Raw genomic sequence first — 17,079 nt, 5'->3', positions numbered from 1 at the left:
GGCAGAGCCGTCCCTGTTAAAAGTAGACACGGTCGCCTGCACGGATCAGAACCCTAGACGTTCGGACCTACACGTCTCGTTCGGCGCGCTGCCAGGGTCGATTCATGAAGGTTATTGCCACGATCACCGCGGCGACCCTGTTGGCCTTCACCACGGCAGGACTGGCTTCGGCTGCCTCAGCCGAACCCAGGACTCCGCAGGTGGACAAACCACGACTGCAGGCGGCGGCGAAGAACGTCCGCCTCAAAGCCTCACTTCCCGGTACCGAACGGGCCATCTCGATCGCGTTCGCCCAGTACGGCAAGCGCGACGTGGCGTTCGTGAGCATGGAGACCGGGCTCAAGACGTTCGACGTCACCGACCTCGACAAGCCCAAGCTCCTCGACCACCTCACCAAGGAGGAGATGGCGCTGCCGGGCGACGACCCGACGAAGCGCTTCTGGGAGAACGAGGACATCAACGTCGACCCGAAGCGCAAGCTCGCGTTCCTGGCGCGCGAGGTCAACTCGTTCGGACGCGCACTGCCCGGCGACCGCCCGACCGGCAACTACATCGTGTCCGCTGTGGACCCCGCCGACCTCAAGATCCTCAGCTTTCACCGGCAGAACACCGGTCACACGAGCACCTGCGTCAACGACTGCCAGTTCCTCTGGACGGCAGGACTGGACAGGTCGGACGCCAGAACTGGACGGATCTTCGTCACCGACATCCGTGATCCGAAGACCCCGAAGGAACTTCCTGTCTCCGTCGACGTCCGCGGCAAGGCAGGCGAGGGGAAGATCACGCACGACGTCCAGGTCGACGCGCAGGGCATCGCGTGGGTCGCGGGCGACGACGGCACCCGCGGCTACTACACCCAGGGCTGGCACCGCGACCCGTTGAGCGGCAAGTACCGAGAGGCGAAGGCGTGGGATCCCGTCGCGTACGCGGGCGGCACGGTGCCGAAGGCGGACATGCCGACCTCGTTCACGCACAACTCGTTCCGCCCGATCGGCCGCACGCTGCTCGACGGCCCGTTGCCCACGCGTGAGAACCCGCCGGGCTCACTCCTGCTGCACACCGAGGAGGCGTTCGGTTCGCCCACGTGCAAGACCGAGGGCCGGTTCGTCATCTCCTCGCTGCAGGGCACGCACAACGGTGAGGGCTGGGGCGAGCAGCCCAAGGAGATGAAGACCGTCGGCATCTGGAGCCCTGACGACCAGGAGGGCACGATCCCCGGCGACGTCACGTGTTCCGCGCACTACTTCGACGTGCAGAAGAGGATCGTGGCCTACTCCTGGTACAACCAGGGCACGAGGTTCCTCGACATCTCCAACCCCGCCAAGCCGATCCAGATCGGGTACTGGCGGCCGGACACCGCGACGTCGTGGGCTCCGTACTGGCACCGGAACACCGTGTTCGTGGCGGACATCTCGCGTGGCGTCGAGATCCTGCAGCTGGAGAAGGGCGCCTACGAGGCGCAGGCGAGCGGCACACCCGTGACGCTCACCGCCCACCACGCCAGGGAACTGGCCAGGGAGAGCGACCGGGAACCCGTGCCGCTCGCCCCGAACCCGTTCTACGGCTGGGCCTGCCCGATGGTCGCGAGCCGCGACGACTCGGACTGCGGCGTGGGAGCCTGCGGCGCACCCTGCTGAGTTCGATCCTGATGGGCGACCCCTGCCCTGACGGCGGCTTTCGCGCGCTGGCGGGTGATCACGCGCCGGCCGAGGTTGATCATCGGGATCTCCACGGTCACGTAGAGGACACTCGCCAGCGCCAGCCCCAGTGCCGTGACCACGACGGACTGGCCGAGACCGGACAACGCGGGCCAGAAGAACGCGATGATCGTCGCGGCGATCGTCTGCACGAGGTAGAGCGAGTATGAACGCTCGCCGACGAACTGCATCGGCTTGGTGGACAGGAAGGTCGTGGCCGGTCCCGGCGCGATCATCGCGGTCAGCAGCACCGCCGTAGCGAGCGCGTACACCGGGATGACCAGCACGTGACCGGGGATTCCGTTGATCCCGTCGAGGAAAGCGGCGATCGGCTTCACGCTCAGGTGCACCGCGACGAATCCCGCGGCGACGACCACCTGCGCGACCCGGTTCGTGAGTGGGCGCAGCAGGGCGAATCCGCGCGGGCTGTGCAAGGCGATCGCGAGCAGCACGCCGGTCAGGATCGAGAAGTAGTGCAGCGGCCAGCCGGGGTTGCTGTGCGACGCCGTGAAGTTCACGACCACCAGCGCGAGCAGCATGCCCAGGACGGCGGCACCGGCGCGGCGCCGCAGCACGACGGTGCCCAGCGCGATCGCCACCAGCGGCCAGACCAGGTAGAACTTCTGCTCGATGCCCAGGGACCAGGACTGCCCGTACGGGCTGGCGCCGGCGAACTCGTTGGTGAACGTGAGGAAGTACTTGAGCGCGGAGCCGATCCCGTTGCTGACGAACGTGCCGAAGAGCACCGATCCGGCGACCGTCACGAGCAGGACCACGAAGTAGACCGGCAGAATCCGGAAAGCCCGCCGCAGGTAGAACTCACCGAGCGAGATCTCGCCGGTCCTGGTCTCCTCGCGCAGCATCAGCGTGGTGATCAGGAATCCGCTGAGGACGAAGAACATCTGGACACCGGCCCAGCCCTGGAGCCAGTCGGGGCCGCCGTAGTGGAAGAAGACGACCAGCACCGCGGCAATCGCACGCAGGCCGTCGAGGGCGGGAAAGCGGCGCAACGCCAGGTAGTCGGCGTGCGTCAATGAACTCATGCAGGTACACCTCAGGACAACGCGTCGGGGAACGACGTCGGGGGATACGTCGTTTGCAGCAGGGGATACGGATGTAAAGGTGCCGGGGTTCCCCGTTGAGTTGCTTAAACCAACACTTTCGTGTCGTTCGTCACGGCATCAACACCTGCTCAGCGGTGAAAGCTCCGAGAGCGGGGCGGCCGCCGCGACGCGCCAGCCCTGCTGTGTCAACGCTCCGCCGTGGACTTCCAGCCAGTACGCGCCTTCGGTCGTGTGCATGGTCGCGCCGCTGCGGATGTCCGTGACGTAGGACGACTCCGACTGCCACGACACGAAGTCGCCGCTGACCCGCGGGAACACGATGCCCTCCGTCCTCGGCACCGACTTGATCCCGGCCAGCTCACGAGGTTCGGTCCACCCCTCACGCCAGCCGTGCAGCTCGTTGTCCTGCGTCCACACCACCGTGCTGCCGTCGGACGCCACGCTGCCGGCGGGTGCCGCGTTCTTCAGCTGCTCGGGCAACGCCGCCTCGGCGCGGAACCTCCCGTCCTGCAGCCAGACGACCGCGTCGCCGAGGAACACGGGTTCTTTGCCCTGGCCGACGATCCTGTCCTTCTTCTTCGCGAGGTCGTAGAGGTGCACGCCTTTGCTGTCCGACCAGGCGGCTTTGCCGTTGTGCACCACGGCCCCGCTGTCACCGATCGGCACGGGCGCGCCGTCGTTGCGCGAGTCCCACGCGTAGGTCGTGGTGGTGTGGTCGGCCGGGCTCGGCGTCGTCGAGAACGTGACCCAGCGTCCGTCGAACTCGACGCCGAAGAGCTGCGCGTCGTTCTGCACCGCTATGACCTGCTGGCGTTTCCCGTGATCACGCAGCACGAGCTCGGTGGTCCTGTTGCGCGTGGTCTTCACCAGCGTCGTGCCGGCGTCCTCGTTCGCGGCGACGACGGTGACCTTCTCGTGCGAGCCCGCCTCTGTCCTGTTGCGCGACAGTCTGTCTTTCCAGTCCTGGGGCAACTCCGCCCTGCACGTGCTGAGCTTGCTCTCCGCCGTGTAGTCGGATGGACGGTCGATCGGAAAGGCGGCCACACAGCCCGCGAGGGCCGTGACACCCGCCAGCGCGATGAGCGCTCGCATCAGTCTCCCAAGTCGTGATCACCCCGGTGACCCGGAAGACGCGTGAGGACTGCTCAGGTTGTCCAGGCGGGCAAGGCGTTCGCGGTGTGCGTGCCGAGGCCGAGCATGAGCGCGAGCCGCAGGTCTTCTTCCGTGTCCACGTCACAGCGCAACGACGGCCACGCGCCGATCAGCGCGACCGCACCGGAAACGCGGTGGTGCCCGGCCGACCCGACGCCGAACCTCGGGTCGAGTTCTCCACCGGGCGCGGCGAGGAGCAGCGTCGTGCCGGTGCCCTGCCGGTCCGGCACGAACGCACGTCGTCCGGCCGAGGCTTCGAGCGCGGCCTGCAACTCGTCGGGCCTCAGCGCCGGCAGGTCCGCCTGAAGGGCGCCGATCCGGGACGACCGGAGCGTGCGTGCGCCGTGCTTCAAGGCCGCGTTGAGTCCGGGCTCGACGGGCTCCGGCAGCGACTCGACACCGAGAGCGGCCATTTCGGACGCGACGGCCGGATCCGATGTGATCGTGACCACTCGGCGGACACCGGGGGTGGCGATCGCGGCGCTCACCGTGTCGAGGGCGAGCGCGAGCGCCAGCGCCGCGTGTGAGACCGGATCTCCGCCGGTCGCGCTGGTCAGCCTGGTCTTGGCCCTGTCGAGGGTCTTGACCGGGACCACTAGGTCAATCTCATCCCGCACCTCGCCATAGTCCACGATTCGCGGACTACTGTGCTGTCGGGCGCAGATCTACGCAGGGTGAGGAGAGGCCTCGTGGCCAACAGGGAGAAGGGCGGCTTCTGGGTCGGGGTCGCCGCGGCGATCGTCTACCCCATGTCGTTCGTGCTGGGCAGGCACCGGATCCTGCACGGGGAGCGCATCCCGCGTCAGGGGGCGGCCCTGCTCGTCATGAACCACATCTCGCACCTCGACCCGTGCTACGACGCCGTGTTCGTGCACCGCAACTACCGGGTGCCGCACTTCCTGGCGAAGCACAGCCTGTGGAACGTGCCGATCATGGGCCGGATCCTGAAGGGTGCGAACCAGATCCCCGTCTACCGGGGCACCACGGACGCCCAGCAGAGCCTGCGCGAGGCGCACAAGGCGCTGGCGACCGGTCAGATCGTGGTGATCTACCCCGAGGGCACGATCACCAGGGACCCCGACGGCTGGCCCGCGAACTCGCGCACCGGCGTGGCCCGGCTGGCGCTGCAGCACGACGGCCCGGTCATCCCCGTCGCCCGCTGGGGCACGCTCGACCTCTACAACCACTACGCGAAGAAGTTCCGGCCGTTCCCGCGCAAGACGATCACGCACTTCGTCGGCGAACCTGTCGACCTCTCCGCGTACCGCGGCAGGGAGGAGACGCTCCCGATGCTGCGCGAGGTCACGGACCTGCTGATGGGCGCGGTCAAGGAGCACCTGGCAGAGGTGCGTCAGGAGCCGGCCCCCGAGGGCTTCTACGGACCCAGGAAGGCCTGAACACCATGGCGATCGAACGTGTTGCGGTGCTCGGCTCCGGTTCGTGGGGCACGGCGTTCGCGAAGGTCATCGCGGACTCCGGTCCCGAGGTCGTGCTGTGGGCGCGGCGTCAGGACGTCGCCTCGGAGGTCACCGAGACCCGCGTGAACTCCGGCTACCTGCCCGGCATCTCGTTGCCGGCCAACCTCACGGCCACCTCCGACCCGGCGAAGGCGCTGGACGGGGCGGACGCGGTGGTGCTGGCCGTGCCGTCGCAGACGCTGCGGGTGAACCTGTCGGCGTGGAAGGAACTGCTGCCGCCGGACGCGACGCTGGTGTCGCTGTCCAAGGGCGTCGAACTCGGCACGCTCAAGCGGATGAGCGAGGTGATCCGCGAGGTCGCCGGTGTCGACGAGTCGCAGGTCGCGGTGGTGTCCGGGCCGAACCTGGCCAAGGAGATCGCCGTCGAGCAGCCGACCGCGACCGTCATCGCGTGCACGGACCACGACCGCGCGGTCGACCTGCAGCACGCGTGCTCGAACTCGTACTTCCGCCCGTACACCAACACCGACGTGGTCGGCTGCGAGCTGGGCGGGGCGTGCAAGAACGTCATCGCGCTGGCGTGCGGCATGGCCGCGGGCATGGGCTACGGCGACAACACGATGGCGTCGATCATCACGCGCGGCCTGGCCGAGACGGCACGACTGGGCGCGGCGCTGGGCGCCGACCCGCTGACGTTCGCGGGCCTCGCCGGTCTGGGCGACCTGGTGGCGACGTGCGCCTCGCCGTTGTCGCGCAACCGGTCCTTCGGCGAACGGCTCGGGCGTGGCGACACTCTCGCGCAGGCGCAGGAAGCCGCGCACGGACAGGTCGCCGAGGGTGTGAAGTCCTGCTCGTCGATCCGCGAACTCGCGGCGGCGAACGGCGTCGACATGCCGATCACCGAAGGCATCCACCAGGTCTGCCACGACGGACTGAGCGTGCGGGACCTCGGTGCCGCGCTGCTGGGCCGCGACCGGAAGCACGAACGCCAGTGAGCCCCGAGCTCGGTGACGGCACGCGGGTCGTCCACGCTGTTTCAGGCGAGCCCGGGGATCCTTTCGGCGCTCAGCCGGTGTTCGCGTCGGCGTACCACCTGGGCGGCGAGGACTACTACGGCCGCGCCGGCAACCCGACCTGGCGGGCCCTCGAATCCGCCCTGGGGTCGCTCGAAGGCGGGGAGTGCGTCGTCTTCCCGTCCGGGATGGCGGCCATCTCGACGTTGCTGCGGACCGTTCTGTCCACTGGGGACACTCTGGTCGTCCCGTCGGACGGTTACTTCCTGACCCGGAAGTTCGTGTCCGAAATGGACGTGAACGTGGTCGAGGTGCCGACGGCCGGGCCGTACCCGTCCTTCGAGGGCGTCCGGCTGGTCCTCCTGGAGACGCCGTCGAACCCCGGTCTGGACGTCTGCGACATCGCGGAGCTGGCCTCGCAGGTGCACGCCGCGGGCGCGTTGCTGGCCGTGGACAACACGACCGCGACGCCGTTGGGGCAGCGGCCGCTGGAGCTGGGCGCGGACGTCGTGGTGGCCTCGGACACCAAGGCGGTCGCGGGGCACAGCGACGTCCTTTTCGGACACGTGACGCTGGCTTCTCCCGAGCTGGCGGTGAAGGTGCGGGACGCGCGGACGATGAGCGGCGCGATTGCGGGGCCGTTCGAGACGTGGCTCGCGTTGCGCGGCCTGGGAACCCTGGACCTGAGGCTCGCGCGGCAGGCGGAGAACGCGGCGGCGATCCACGCGGTGCTCAAGGGCCGGGTGGCGAACCTGCGCTGGCCGGGCGCGTCGGACGATCCCTCGTACCTCGTGGCGGCGCAGCAGATGCGGCGGTTCAACGGCGTGCTGACGTTCGAACTGCCGGACGTGGCCGCCGTGGAGAGGTTCCTGTCGCGCTCGAAGCTCGTGTCGGCGGCGACGTCGTTCGGCGGCCTGCACTCGACCGCGGACCGGCGGGCCCAGTTCGGCGACCCGGTGCCCGAGGGCCTGGTGCGCTTCTCGGCCGGCTGTGAGGACACTCGAGATCTGGTCGCGGACGTGTCCCACGCTTTGGGACTGGATTGACGGAGGGTCCCGTTTTCGGGACCCTCTGCTCCATGTCCTTCAACGCATGTTGCTGTTGTACCTGGCGATAGTCCCGCGTCCTCTTTTCGCGCACTCGCCTGGTTAGGACTTTTCCCCGATGTTCGCCGTTCCCGAGAACAGCGTCGTTCTGCCTGAAAACACCCAGCTGCTGCACCCCGTCCGGGTGGCTTTGGCGTGGGCGGCCGACCGCGACCGCTGGAAGCACCTGCTCCGGTACGACCCCGAGGAGCGCTTCTCGGCGTTGGTCGACAAGACCGGTGACCAGGAGATCTGGCTGATGAGCTGGCTCCCCGGTCAGGTCGCGTCGCTGCACGACCACGACCACACTTCGGGTGCGTTCACCGTGGTCAACGGCCTGTTGACCGAGGTCGTGACCACGAAGATCCAGGTCGTGCACACACTTCACGCCGGTCAGTCGCGCGTGTGGGGCCCCGGCTACGTGCACCAGGTGCGCAACGACGGTGTGGATCCGGCCGTGTCGATCCACGTGTACCGCCACGGCACACGCGCCATGACCCCGTACCGCTACGACCCGGTCAACGGGCCCGTTCGCTGACGTGCGGCGGGATGGCCTTGTCCGTCTCGTGCGGCACTGGCGCACCCCACGACTGGATGAGCGGCATGTGCCCGGCCCACACGAGGTTCGCTTCGAGGTCGGACGGCTCCTCGCCCGGTCCGCCGTCGCGCACCTTGACGCTCGCCTCGGTGAGGTCGATCTCCAGCGCGGCGGTCTGCGCGAGCTCCTTCTTGGACGGCCGGCGCGCGTAGTCCCAGCTGCCCGGCGTCACGTGCTCGACGATCGTGCGCAGGGCGTGCTCGGTGTCCTCGGCGATCTTCGCGGTGCCGTGGACGATCGCCGACCGGTAGTTCATCGAGTGGTGGAACACCGACCGCGAGTAGACGACGCCGTCCACCAGCGTGACCGCGACGCAGACCTGCTTGCCTTCGAGCATGCTCCTGATGGACCGTGAGCCCGTCGACCCGTGCAGGAAGATGGTGTTGCCGTCCCGTCCGTACGCGGTGGGGATGAGGAACGGCGCCCCGTCGACCTCCACGGAGAGATGGCACACCATGCCCGCGTCGAGGATGTCGTAGAGCACCTGGCGGTCTTCGACGGCTCGCTTCTTGCCGCGGATCACGGTGCTGCGAGGAGTGGGGGAGAGCTGCACGTCAGAGGTCATGTCTCTACTGTGCGCGGGGAAGTGGCATCATTGAAGCGCCATTTCTGATCGATCCGAGAAGGCCACTTTGGCTGAGACCGCACTTCCCGTCGCGCTGGACCGCGAGTCCGCCGAACCGCTCGCCGTCCAACTCGCCGACGCACTCCGCTCGGCGGCGTCGGAGGGACGGCTTCGTGCGGGCGACCGTTTGCCGTCCACGCGCGCGCTGGCCGACAGTCTCGGAGTCTCCCGCACGGTCACTGCCGCCGCCTACGAACAGTTGCACGCGGAAGGCTGGATCGCCGGCCGGCACGGCTCCGGCACGTACGTCACCACGACGCCCCCCGGCCCGTTGCGCAAGCGTTCGCGCAAGCCCGTCGCGCCCGCCATCACCGACTTCGTGGACCTCGGCACCGGCGCGCCCTGGGCCGGTGGCCTCGACCGCGCGGCCTGGCGCAGGGCGTGGCGCGCGGCGGCGGACGCACCCCCGCTGTCCCGTCCCGAACGCGCGGGCCTGCCCGAATACCGCGAGGCCATCGCCGAACACCTGCTGCGTCACCGGGGTCTGGCCGTCAACGCCGACCCGGTGCTCGCGACCGGCGGCACCACCGCCGTGCTGACCGAGATCGCGGTCGCGGTGCTCAAGCGCGGTGACGCCGTGGCCGTCGAGGAACCCGGCTACCAACGGGCGGTGGGCGTCTTCCGCGCCAACGGCCTGAAGGTCGTCCAGGCGGCGGTCGACGCCGAAGGGCTGCTGCCGGACGCCGTGCCGGCGGGTGTGAAGGCCGTCTACTGCTCGCCCGCCCACCAGTACCCGCTGGGCGGCCGCATGTCGGCGGGGCGCAGGGTCGCGCTGGTCGAACGGGCCCGGCGCGACGGCTGGCTGGTCATCGAGGACGACTACGACGGCGAACTCCGCTACGACGTCGCCCCGCTGCCGTCACTGGCCGCGCTCGCCCCGGACGTCGTGGTCCACCTCGGCACCACGAGCAAGATCCTCACGCCCACGCTGGGCGCGGGCTGGATGGTCGCGCCCGAACACATCGCCACGACCGTGCTGGAACACCGCGATCTGACCGGCACCAGCCCGTCCGCCGCCGGCCAGCGGGTCGTCGTCGAACTGGCCCGCATGGGCGACCTCGGCCGGCACCTGCGCAAGCTGCGCCGCGAGCTGTCGGAGCGCCGCGCACTGATCATCGACACGTTCGCGGACGCCGGCATCGAGGTGCTCGGGGACGACGCGGGCGCGCACGTCGTCGTGCTGCTGCCCGGCGCCGAACGGGAACGCGACCTCACGCGGCAGGCGCTCGAACGCGGCCTGCGGGTGGACGGTCTGGCCAGGCACTACGTGAACCGGGCCAAGCTGCACGGCCTCGTCATCGGCTACAGCGCGTGCTCTCGGGAGCAGTTGGTGAACGCTCTGCCGGTGCTGACGGCGCTGCTCACAGCGAACGGCTGACGACGACCACCTCGCGGTCCGTGACGAAGCCCAGCTGCTCGTTCACCCTGATCATGGGGGCGTTGGTCGCGTCCGTCCCGGTGTCGACGCTTTCGAGCGCGGGCCGGTCCGCGAGCAACCAGCGCAGCATGTGCGCCTTCACGGCTCGGGCGAGTCCGTGGCCGCGATGGGCGGGCGTGACCATCGTGCTTCCCCAGCGCGCGTGCGCCGAGTCGCCGGGCTGCAGTGCAACGTCGGTCAGCGCGACCACGAGGCCGGTGGCCTCCTCGATCGCGACGGCAACGCGTTGCTCGACTCCGCCGGCGCGAGCCTCGGCCTCCTCGGCCCGCACCACCTCCGGCGTCCACTCGGGAGCCCGCAGCGCGGACTCCATGGCCGGCGCGTCGTGGATCGACTGCCGGGTCACGGCGACCGACGCCAGCAAGTGCTCCGGCGTCACACCGATCCACCGCTCCAGCCGGTATCCGGGCGGTGCCTCGATCTCCCAGGAAGCCGGATCGGTGCCGGCGATCGTCAGCAGCTGCATCACCCTGGACGCGGCCACGCGGAACCCGCGCGCCACCGCCCACTGCTCGCCCGCGCTGCCCTTGATCACACCCCAGCTCTCGAACGTGTCCCGTCCGCGGGCGCGCAACTCCGGCAGCAACGCCTCCAGCAGCGCGGTGCCGACGCCCTGCCCGCGGTGCTCCGGGTGCACCGTGATCGGACCGATCGCCAGCCGTGCGTTCATGCCACCGAGCAGACCCACGGAGGTGATGCCGACGCCTTCGCCGTCGCGGCGGGCGATCAGACGGATCACCTCGTCGAAATCCGGGTTCGTCTCCCGCAATGACGCGATGATCCGCTCCCTGCTCGACGCCGGATGCGCCGCGATCCGCACGTCCGCGTAGGCCTGCACCGCGGCCTCGTCGTCCAGGTCGAGCGCTTTGATCTCCAGCACGCGACCGAGGCTAACTGGCAGGTGGGCACAATCGCCCAAACGGGTAGGGTCGCCCGCATGACGCAGCGCAAGACGAGGGTGGCCGTGGTCTTCGGCGGCCGCAGTTCCGAGCACGAGGTCTCCTGCCAGTCCGCCAAGAGCGTCCTGCCCTACCTGGACGCGGACCGGTTCGAGGTGGTGCCGGTCGGCATCACGCCGCAGGGGCAGTGGGCACTCGGCACGGACCCGAGCGCGCTGGAGGCAGGCGCCGGCAACCTCCCCACGCTGCGCAACCAGACCGTCGCCGCGATCGAACCCGGTCAGGCGCTCAAGGACGTCGACGTGGTCTTCCCGCTGCTGCACGGCGCGTGGGGCGAGGACGGCACGATCCAGGGGCTGCTCGAACTCGGTGGCGTCCCGTACGTCGGGCCCGGCGTGTTCGCCAGCGCCGCCGCGATGGACAAGGTCTTCGCCAAGAAGATCCTCCAGGCGGAGGGCCTCGACGTCGGCAAGTTCGTCGCTCTCGACCGCGCCGCGACCACGCTCACCCTCGACGAGCGCGAGCACCTCGGGCTGCCGGTGTTCGTGAAGCCCTCGCGCGCCGGATCGTCCGTCGGCATCTCGAAGGTGTCCGACTGGAACGACCTCGACGCCGCGATCTTCGAGGCGCGCCAGCACGACCCCAAGGTCATCATCGAGGCCGCCGTGCCCAACGTCCGCGAGATCGAGCTCGCGGTGCTGGAGTTCCCGGACGGCCGCGTCGAGGCCTCGCTGCCCGCCGAACTGCGTCCGGTCGGCGAGAGCGTCGAGTGGTACGACTTCAACGCCAAGTACGTCGACGACTCCTACGAGGCCGACATCCCGGCGAAGCTCGACGACGACGTCACCGCGCGGCTGCGCGAACTCGCCGTCACCGCGTTCAAGGCGCTCGACTGCCAGGGTCTGTCCAGGGTGGACTTCTTCCTGACCGAGCAGAACGAGCTGATCATCAACGAGCTCAACACGATGCCCGGTTTCACGCCGATCTCCATGTACCCCAAGGCGTGGGACGCGACCGGCATCGACTTCTCGACGCTGCTGACCACGCTGATCGAGACGGCGATCGCCCGCGGTTCGGGACTGCGTTAAGGCGCTGTCCTGACCGGCTTCTTGGGCAGGAGGTCGCGCACCGTCGTGGAGATGTCCTGCAAGGGTCCGGTGCCCGCTTCGTCGGGCACCGTCAGCGCCACGTACGCGTCGCGGTCCACGATCACCCACGTGGAACTGCCGGAACCGGGCAGCTGCAGCCACTGCACGTCGGAGATCACCCGCAGCTGCGAGGTCGCCGACAGCTCGTTCGGCCGCGGCAGGCCACAGCGCAGGACCACCGGATCGTGTTTGGCGTCACCCCACGCCACCGTCGCGAGAGGTGCGGGGGAGGCGAGTTCCCGGCGCGGCAGCATGTCCTTCCCGGACGGCAGCCCCACCGGCAGCTTCTCGGTCAGGGTCACGCACGTCGGTGAGCCCGCGTCGGGCGCGTCGATCGAGACCAGTGCGAGGGGGCCCGTGCGACCGGGCACGTCCTCCGACTGGTTTCCGGTGCCCAGCACCAGACCGAGGCCGGCGACACCGATGGCGAGCACGACAGCGAGCCCGACCGCCGCGAGCAGCGGCCGGGACAGCGCTGACGTGGATTCCTGCTGAGTCACCCGGTTATGACAACACGGGCTAGAGATGTACCACCGGGCAGGTCAACGTACGAGTGATGCCCTCGACGTTCTGGATGCGCGCGACCACGAGCTGGCCGAGCTGGTCGACGGTCTCCGCCTCGGCGCGCACGATGACGTCGTACGGTCCGGTGACGTCTTCGGCGGTGGCTACTCCGGCGATCCCGGAAATCTCGGAGGCGACTGCGGCGGCCTTGCCGACCTCGGTCTGGATGAGGATGTATGCATGCACCACGGCGTGCCCCTTCGTCGCGACAGGTTGGGTCGAGGTAGGAACGTGTCACGCAACGTACCCCAGTTGGGGTTCCGAATGCTCAGATTGGGAGGCAACTTTGCGTCCGGAGCCGCCGCGCGACGCGGAGACGGTCGCCGACGTGGGTGAGTTCACTCTCATCCACCGGGTGACGGCCGGTCGGGCGCAGCCGGAGACGACCATCCTCGGTCCCGGTGACGACGCGGCCGTCGTCGCCGTCCCGGACGGACGGGTCGTCGCCTCGATGGACGTGCTCGTCGAGGGTGTCCACTTCAGACTCGACTGGTCCAGTCCCGAGCAGGTGGGCCGAAAAGCGGCCGCGGTGAACCTCGCCGACGTCGTCGCCATGGGAGCGCTGCCGTCTGCCCTGCTCGTCGGCATCGCCTGTCCCGCCGACACCCCCGCGTCCGTCGTCGAGGGGATCATGTCGGGACTCTGGCAGGAGGCGGCGACGGCCGGCGCGGGCATCGTCGGGGGCGACATGGTCAGCTCCGGGACGCTCGTGATCTCCATCACCGCCATGGGAGACATGAACGGGCTCGAGCCGATCACGAGGTCGGGAGCGCTCGTCGGGGACGTCGTGGCGGTCGCCGGAAGGCTCGGCTGGGCCGCCGCGGGACTGGCCGTGCTCGGTCGCGGATTCCGTTCGCCGGTCGGCATAGTGAACGCCCAGCGCACCCCGGAACCGCCGTACGAGGAAGGCCCCAGGGCCGCCGAGGCGGGAGCCACTTCGATGATCGACGTCTCAGATGGACTGCTGCAGGACCTGGGCCACATCGCGGACTCCTCCGGCGTGGCGATCGACATCCGCACCGAACTGCTGCCGTTGCACCCGCGCCTGCTCGACGTCGCGTCGGCGCTCGGCGGGGACGCGCGGCACTGGGCGCTCACCGGAGGCGAGGACCACGCCCTCGCGGCGACGTTCCCCGGCCCCAAGTCGGTTCCGCCGAACTGGACGACCATCGGCACGGTCCGGGCGGGCGAAGGTGTGACGGTCGACGGCAGGAACTACGAAAAACCTCCTGGCTGGGAGCACTGGCGCGCGTAGGATTCAATCTCGTGGAACTATGCACGCGCGCGTATGACCATCCAGACTCGGTCAAGATGATCGCCGACCTCCAGCAGGTCTACGTCGAGCGCTACGGCGACGTCGACGTCACGCCGGTCGATCCGGCGCAGTTCGCCGCGCCCCTGGGCTACTTCGTCATCGGGTACCTGGACGGCGTTCCCGTCGCGTGCGGCGGCTGGCGAGTGAACGACGAGCTCGACGGTGCCGCCGAGATCAAGCGGATGTACGTCGTCGACTCCGCACGCGGCAAGGGCCTCTCGCGGCTCGTGCTCGCGCACCTGGAAGCCACCGCGCGCGAGGCGGGGCTGCTGCGGATGGTGCTGGAGACCGGATTGCGCCAACCCGAGGCGATCGCCCTGTACACGTCCAGCGGCTACGAGCGGATCGACAACTTCGGCGTGTACCGGGACCACCCGGAGAGTCGCTGCTTCGGGAAGTCGTTGTAGGTTCGGGCGCATGGCCATCTATGCGCTGGGGGACTACACGCCGCAGATCCACCCGGAGGCGTACGTGCACCCGGACGCGACGGTGATCGGCGACGTCCGCATCGGCGCGTACTCGTCGGTGTGGCCACAAGCCGTGCTGCGCGGTGACTACGGGCGCATCGTCGTGGACGAGCGCACGTCGATCCAGGACGGCACGGTCATCCACTGCACCGAGGTCCACCCGGTGCACATCGGATCGTCGTGCGTCATCGGCCACAACGTCCACATCGAGGGCGCGACGGTCGCGGACGAATGCCTGATCGCGTCGGGTTCGGTGGTGCTCAACGGTTCCATCGTGGAAAAGGGCGCGATCGTCGGCGCCGGCGCGGTGGTCTCGTTCGACGGCCACGTCCGCGAACGCACGATGGTGCTGGGAGTTCCTGCTCGCGAACGTGCCGGACACGTTGTGCCGGAACAGGCCTGGGCATTCATCGTGGAGAAATACGTTCAGAACATCGCTTTGTACCGGGAGAAGCTCCGTCGGCTCGATTGAGTGAGATAGGGTTCACAGCCGTGGCTCGTCCCCTCAACGAAGTTGTCGAAGCCGGTTGGGCTGAAGCTCTCGCCCCCGTCGCTGACCAGATCGCCGCCATGGGTGAGTTCCTGCGCGCGGAGGTTTCCGCCGGTCGCACCTATCTTCCCGCGGGCGAGAACGTGCTGCGTGCTTTTCAGCAGCCGTTCCACCAGGTGAAGGTGCTGATCGTCGGCCAGGACCCGTACCCGACGCCCGGCCACGCGGTCGGCCTGTCGTTCTCGGTGGCCCCTGACGTGCGGCCCATTCCGAAGTCATTGGTGAACATCTACAAGGAATACGCCGAGGACCTCGGGCACCCGTTGCCGTCCAACGGCGACCTGACCCCGTGGTCCGAGCGCGGTGTTCTGCTGCTCAACAGGGCGCTGACCGTGCAGCCCGGCAAGGCGAACTCCCATCAGGGCAAGGGCTGGGAGAAGGTGACCGAGCAGGCGATCAAGGCTCTCGCGGCTCGTGACGCACCTCTCGTGTCGATCCTGTGGGGCCGCAACGCGCGCAATCTGCGTCCGTTGTTGGAACCGTTGCCCGCCATCGAATCCGCGCACCCGTCGCCGCTTTCCGCGCACGCCGGGTTCTTCGGTTCGAAGCCGTTCAGCCGCGCCAACGAACTGCTGGAGAAGCAGGGCGCCGACCCGATCGACTGGAAGCTCCCGTAGTTGTCCGGGCAAGACGTGATCTGACGCTGACGGCCGCAGGCGCGGCCGTCAGCGAGTTCGGCAACGCGTTGTCGTTGCTGGTGCTCGTCTTCTGGGCGACGCCGATCAGCCCGCTGCTGGTCGCCGCCATCCTCATCGCCGAACTGCTGCCGTTCGTGCTCGGCGCCCCGCTCGCCGGTGTGCTCGTCGACCGCTTTCCCAACCGCCGCCTGCTGATCATCGCGCTGGTGTTCCAGGGCATCGCCATCTCGGCCATCGCGCCACTGATGGGGCAGCCCTTGTTCGTGGTGGCGCTGGTGTTGCTCTCCGGCTGCGGCCGCGCGGTCGCCCAGCCCTGCATTTCCGCACTTGTGCCGCACATCGCCGGCGAGGAGCAGGCGACTCGTGGTTACGCGTGGCTCAGCACGGGGCGCAGTCTCGGCAGCATGGCGGGCGTCACCGGCGGCGCGTTGCTCGCCGGGATCTTCGGTCACCCCGCCGCGTTGCTCATCGACGGCGGCACGTTCCTCGCCTACGCGGCGCTGCTGGCGTTCGTGCGATCGGAACGCAGGCCCTCGGCTGCGCACGAGGCGCGTCCCAGTGCGCTCGCGGGCATCCGGCACGTGCGGCGGGACCCCGTGCTGTTCACGGCGGTCATCGGGCTGTCGTTCTGCGTGGGAGCGGTGGTGGTGGTCAACGTCGCCGACCCCGCGTTCGTGCGGTACGTGCTGCACGGTGACGAGTTCGTTCTGGGTGCGATGCAGGCCTGCTGGATGACCGGGATCCTGGTCGGCAACAGGATCGCCGCGCGGCTCGAGACCGTGTCTTGGGTGGCGTACGCGATCGCGGTCGCCGCCGTCACCACGGGCGTCGGGGTGCTGATCCCGGCCACGTTCCCGTTCCTCGTGACGGCGGGGATCGGCTGGCTCATCGGTGGTGTGTCGAACGGTGTGCACAACGTGGCCTTGAACGCCGTCGTGCGGTTGCGCACGCCTGATGAGATGCGGGGGCGGGCGTTCGCCGCGGTCGGGTCGATGGTGATCGGCGCGAACCTGGCCGGGACGGCTGCCGCGGGCGGGTTGTTGCTGGTCATCGGGCCTCGGGCAGTTTTCGCGCTCGGGGGCACCGGCGCGTTGCTCGCCGGCGTCGCCTGCCTGGTGTTCGTGCGCCGAGCCCTGAAACGCGAGAAGAGCCCGGCCGAAGCCGAGCTCTTCCCGAACTAAAAACGAACTGTGGCGGTGATCAGCCGCGCACGACCTTGCCGGCCTTCAGGCAGGACGTGCACACGTTGATCCGCTGGCGCTGCGAGGCCGAAACCTTGGCGCGCACAGACTGGATGTTCGGGTTCCAGCGGCGGTTCGTCTTCCGCTGGGAGTGCGAAACCGAATGGCCGAAGCCCGGCCCCTTGCCACAGACGTCGCACACGGCAGCCACGTCAGCCACTCCTTCA

At 69.0% G+C, this 17,079-nt stretch carries 20 protein-coding genes; 12 read left to right on the top strand and 8 right to left on the bottom strand.

What is annotated here, in order from left to right:
* The first annotated feature begins 104 nt into the window (after positions 1 to 104).
* Positions 105 to 1,637: an LVIVD repeat-containing protein gene (locus tag SK854_RS25615; RefSeq protein WP_319977640.1), complete on the top strand. Its 1,533-nt coding sequence runs from the start codon at positions 105 to 107 to the stop codon at positions 1,635 to 1,637.
* Here SK854_RS25615 and SK854_RS25610 read toward each other — a convergent pair.
* The 3 genes from SK854_RS25610 to cofC all read right to left on the bottom strand — a co-directional run bounded on the left by SK854_RS25610 (position 1,559) and on the right by cofC (position 4,530).
* A complete protein-coding gene (locus SK854_RS25610) occupies positions 1,559 to 2,740 on the bottom strand; it encodes an acyltransferase family protein (RefSeq protein ID WP_319977639.1) in 1,182 nt (393 codons plus the stop codon). The genes SK854_RS25615 and SK854_RS25610 overlap by 79 nt on opposite strands.
* A 138-nt stretch (positions 2,741 to 2,878) precedes the next feature.
* Complete coding sequence (locus tag SK854_RS25605) at positions 2,879 to 3,853, bottom strand: hypothetical protein (RefSeq protein WP_319977638.1); 975 nt, start codon at positions 3,851 to 3,853, stop codon at positions 2,879 to 2,881.
* A gap of 53 nt (positions 3,854 to 3,906) precedes the next feature.
* Positions 3,907 to 4,530: a 2-phospho-L-lactate guanylyltransferase gene (cofC, locus tag SK854_RS25600; protein ID WP_319977637.1), complete on the bottom strand. Its 624-nt coding sequence runs from the start codon at positions 4,528 to 4,530 to the stop codon at positions 3,907 to 3,909.
* A gap of 72 nt (positions 4,531 to 4,602) precedes the next feature.
* On the opposite strand from cofC, the gene SK854_RS25595 reads away from it, so the two are divergent.
* The 4 genes from SK854_RS25595 (at position 4,603) to SK854_RS25580 (ending at position 7,967) form a co-directional block, all read left to right on the top strand.
* On the top strand, positions 4,603 to 5,310 hold the full coding sequence (locus SK854_RS25595; RefSeq protein ID WP_319977636.1) for a lysophospholipid acyltransferase family protein: 708 nt from the start codon (positions 4,603 to 4,605) through the stop codon (positions 5,308 to 5,310).
* Between the two features lie 5 nt (positions 5,311 to 5,315).
* Positions 5,316 to 6,326 (top strand): NAD(P)H-dependent glycerol-3-phosphate dehydrogenase, encoded by a 1,011-nt coding sequence (locus SK854_RS25590; protein ID WP_319977635.1) that lies wholly within the window; start codon positions 5,316 to 5,318, stop codon positions 6,324 to 6,326.
* Positions 6,323 to 7,390 (top strand): cystathionine gamma-lyase, encoded by a 1,068-nt coding sequence (locus tag SK854_RS25585; RefSeq protein ID WP_319977634.1) that lies wholly within the window; start codon positions 6,323 to 6,325, stop codon positions 7,388 to 7,390. The genes SK854_RS25590 and SK854_RS25585 overlap by 4 nt, the downstream gene beginning before the upstream one ends.
* 118 nt (positions 7,391 to 7,508) lie before the next feature.
* On the top strand, positions 7,509 to 7,967 hold the full coding sequence (locus SK854_RS25580; RefSeq protein ID WP_319977633.1) for a cysteine dioxygenase: 459 nt from the start codon (positions 7,509 to 7,511) through the stop codon (positions 7,965 to 7,967).
* Here the strand turns inward: SK854_RS25580 and SK854_RS25575 are convergent.
* Complete coding sequence (locus SK854_RS25575; RefSeq protein ID WP_319977632.1) at positions 7,948 to 8,592, bottom strand: pyridoxamine 5'-phosphate oxidase family protein; 645 nt, start codon at positions 8,590 to 8,592, stop codon at positions 7,948 to 7,950. The genes SK854_RS25580 and SK854_RS25575 overlap by 20 nt on opposite strands.
* A 67-nt stretch (positions 8,593 to 8,659) precedes the next feature.
* Between SK854_RS25575 and pdxR the strand changes: the two genes are divergently transcribed.
* Entirely contained in the window at positions 8,660 to 10,030 is a 1,371-nt protein-coding gene (gene pdxR / locus SK854_RS25570; protein WP_319977631.1) for a MocR-like pyridoxine biosynthesis transcription factor PdxR, read from the top strand.
* On the opposite strand, the gene SK854_RS25565 is transcribed toward pdxR, so the two are convergent.
* Entirely contained in the window at positions 10,014 to 10,970 is a 957-nt protein-coding gene (locus SK854_RS25565) for a GNAT family N-acetyltransferase (RefSeq protein ID WP_319977630.1), read from the bottom strand. The genes pdxR and SK854_RS25565 overlap by 17 nt on opposite strands.
* A 57-nt stretch (positions 10,971 to 11,027) precedes the next feature.
* Between SK854_RS25565 and SK854_RS25560 the strand changes: the two genes are divergently transcribed.
* Entirely contained in the window at positions 11,028 to 12,077 is a 1,050-nt protein-coding gene (locus SK854_RS25560) for a D-alanine--D-alanine ligase family protein (protein ID WP_319977629.1), read from the top strand.
* On the opposite strand, the gene SK854_RS25555 is transcribed toward SK854_RS25560, so the two are convergent.
* Complete coding sequence (locus SK854_RS25555) at positions 12,074 to 12,637, bottom strand: DUF3515 domain-containing protein (RefSeq protein ID WP_319977628.1); 564 nt, start codon at positions 12,635 to 12,637, stop codon at positions 12,074 to 12,076. The genes SK854_RS25560 and SK854_RS25555 overlap by 4 nt on opposite strands.
* A 19-nt stretch (positions 12,638 to 12,656) precedes the next feature.
* The gene (locus tag SK854_RS25550; protein ID WP_030467939.1) at positions 12,657 to 12,890 is read right to left on the bottom strand and encodes an Lrp/AsnC ligand binding domain-containing protein; all 234 of its coding nucleotides are present in this window, start codon (positions 12,888 to 12,890) and stop codon (positions 12,657 to 12,659) included.
* Between the two features lie 97 nt (positions 12,891 to 12,987).
* On the opposite strand from SK854_RS25550, the gene SK854_RS25545 reads away from it, so the two are divergent.
* Genes SK854_RS25545 through SK854_RS25525 form a run of 5 tightly spaced genes read left to right on the top strand, consistent with a single transcriptional unit; the run spans position 12,988 to position 16,852 of the window.
* Positions 12,988 to 13,956 carry a thiamine-phosphate kinase gene (locus tag SK854_RS25545; protein ID WP_319977627.1) on the top strand — a complete coding sequence of 323 codons (969 nt, stop codon included), beginning with the start codon at positions 12,988 to 12,990 and terminating at the stop codon, positions 13,954 to 13,956.
* A 56-nt stretch (positions 13,957 to 14,012) separates the two neighbouring features.
* Entirely contained in the window at positions 14,013 to 14,423 is a 411-nt protein-coding gene (locus SK854_RS25540; RefSeq protein ID WP_319977626.1) for a GNAT family N-acetyltransferase, read from the top strand.
* A 10-nt stretch (positions 14,424 to 14,433) separates the two neighbouring features.
* A complete protein-coding gene (locus SK854_RS25535) occupies positions 14,434 to 14,955 on the top strand; it encodes a gamma carbonic anhydrase family protein (protein ID WP_319977625.1) in 522 nt (173 codons plus the stop codon).
* Between the two features lie 20 nt (positions 14,956 to 14,975).
* Positions 14,976 to 15,650 (top strand): uracil-DNA glycosylase, encoded by a 675-nt coding sequence (locus SK854_RS25530; RefSeq protein ID WP_319977624.1) that lies wholly within the window; start codon positions 14,976 to 14,978, stop codon positions 15,648 to 15,650.
* Entirely contained in the window at positions 15,635 to 16,852 is a 1,218-nt protein-coding gene (locus SK854_RS25525; protein WP_319977866.1) for an MFS transporter, read from the top strand. The genes SK854_RS25530 and SK854_RS25525 overlap by 16 nt, the downstream gene beginning before the upstream one ends.
* Positions 16,853 to 16,871: 19 nt before the next feature.
* On the opposite strand, the gene rpmB is transcribed toward SK854_RS25525, so the two are convergent.
* Entirely contained in the window at positions 16,872 to 17,063 is a 192-nt protein-coding gene (rpmB, locus tag SK854_RS25520) for a 50S ribosomal protein L28 (protein WP_030467945.1), read from the bottom strand.
* Positions 17,064 to 17,079: the final 16 nt, after the last annotated feature.

It is taken from the genome of Lentzea sokolovensis (genome assembly GCF_033949975.1).
Classification (GTDB): Bacteria; Actinomycetota; Actinomycetes; order Mycobacteriales; family Pseudonocardiaceae; genus Lentzea; species Lentzea sokolovensis.
This window is presented reverse-complemented; position numbering and strand designations above follow the sequence as displayed.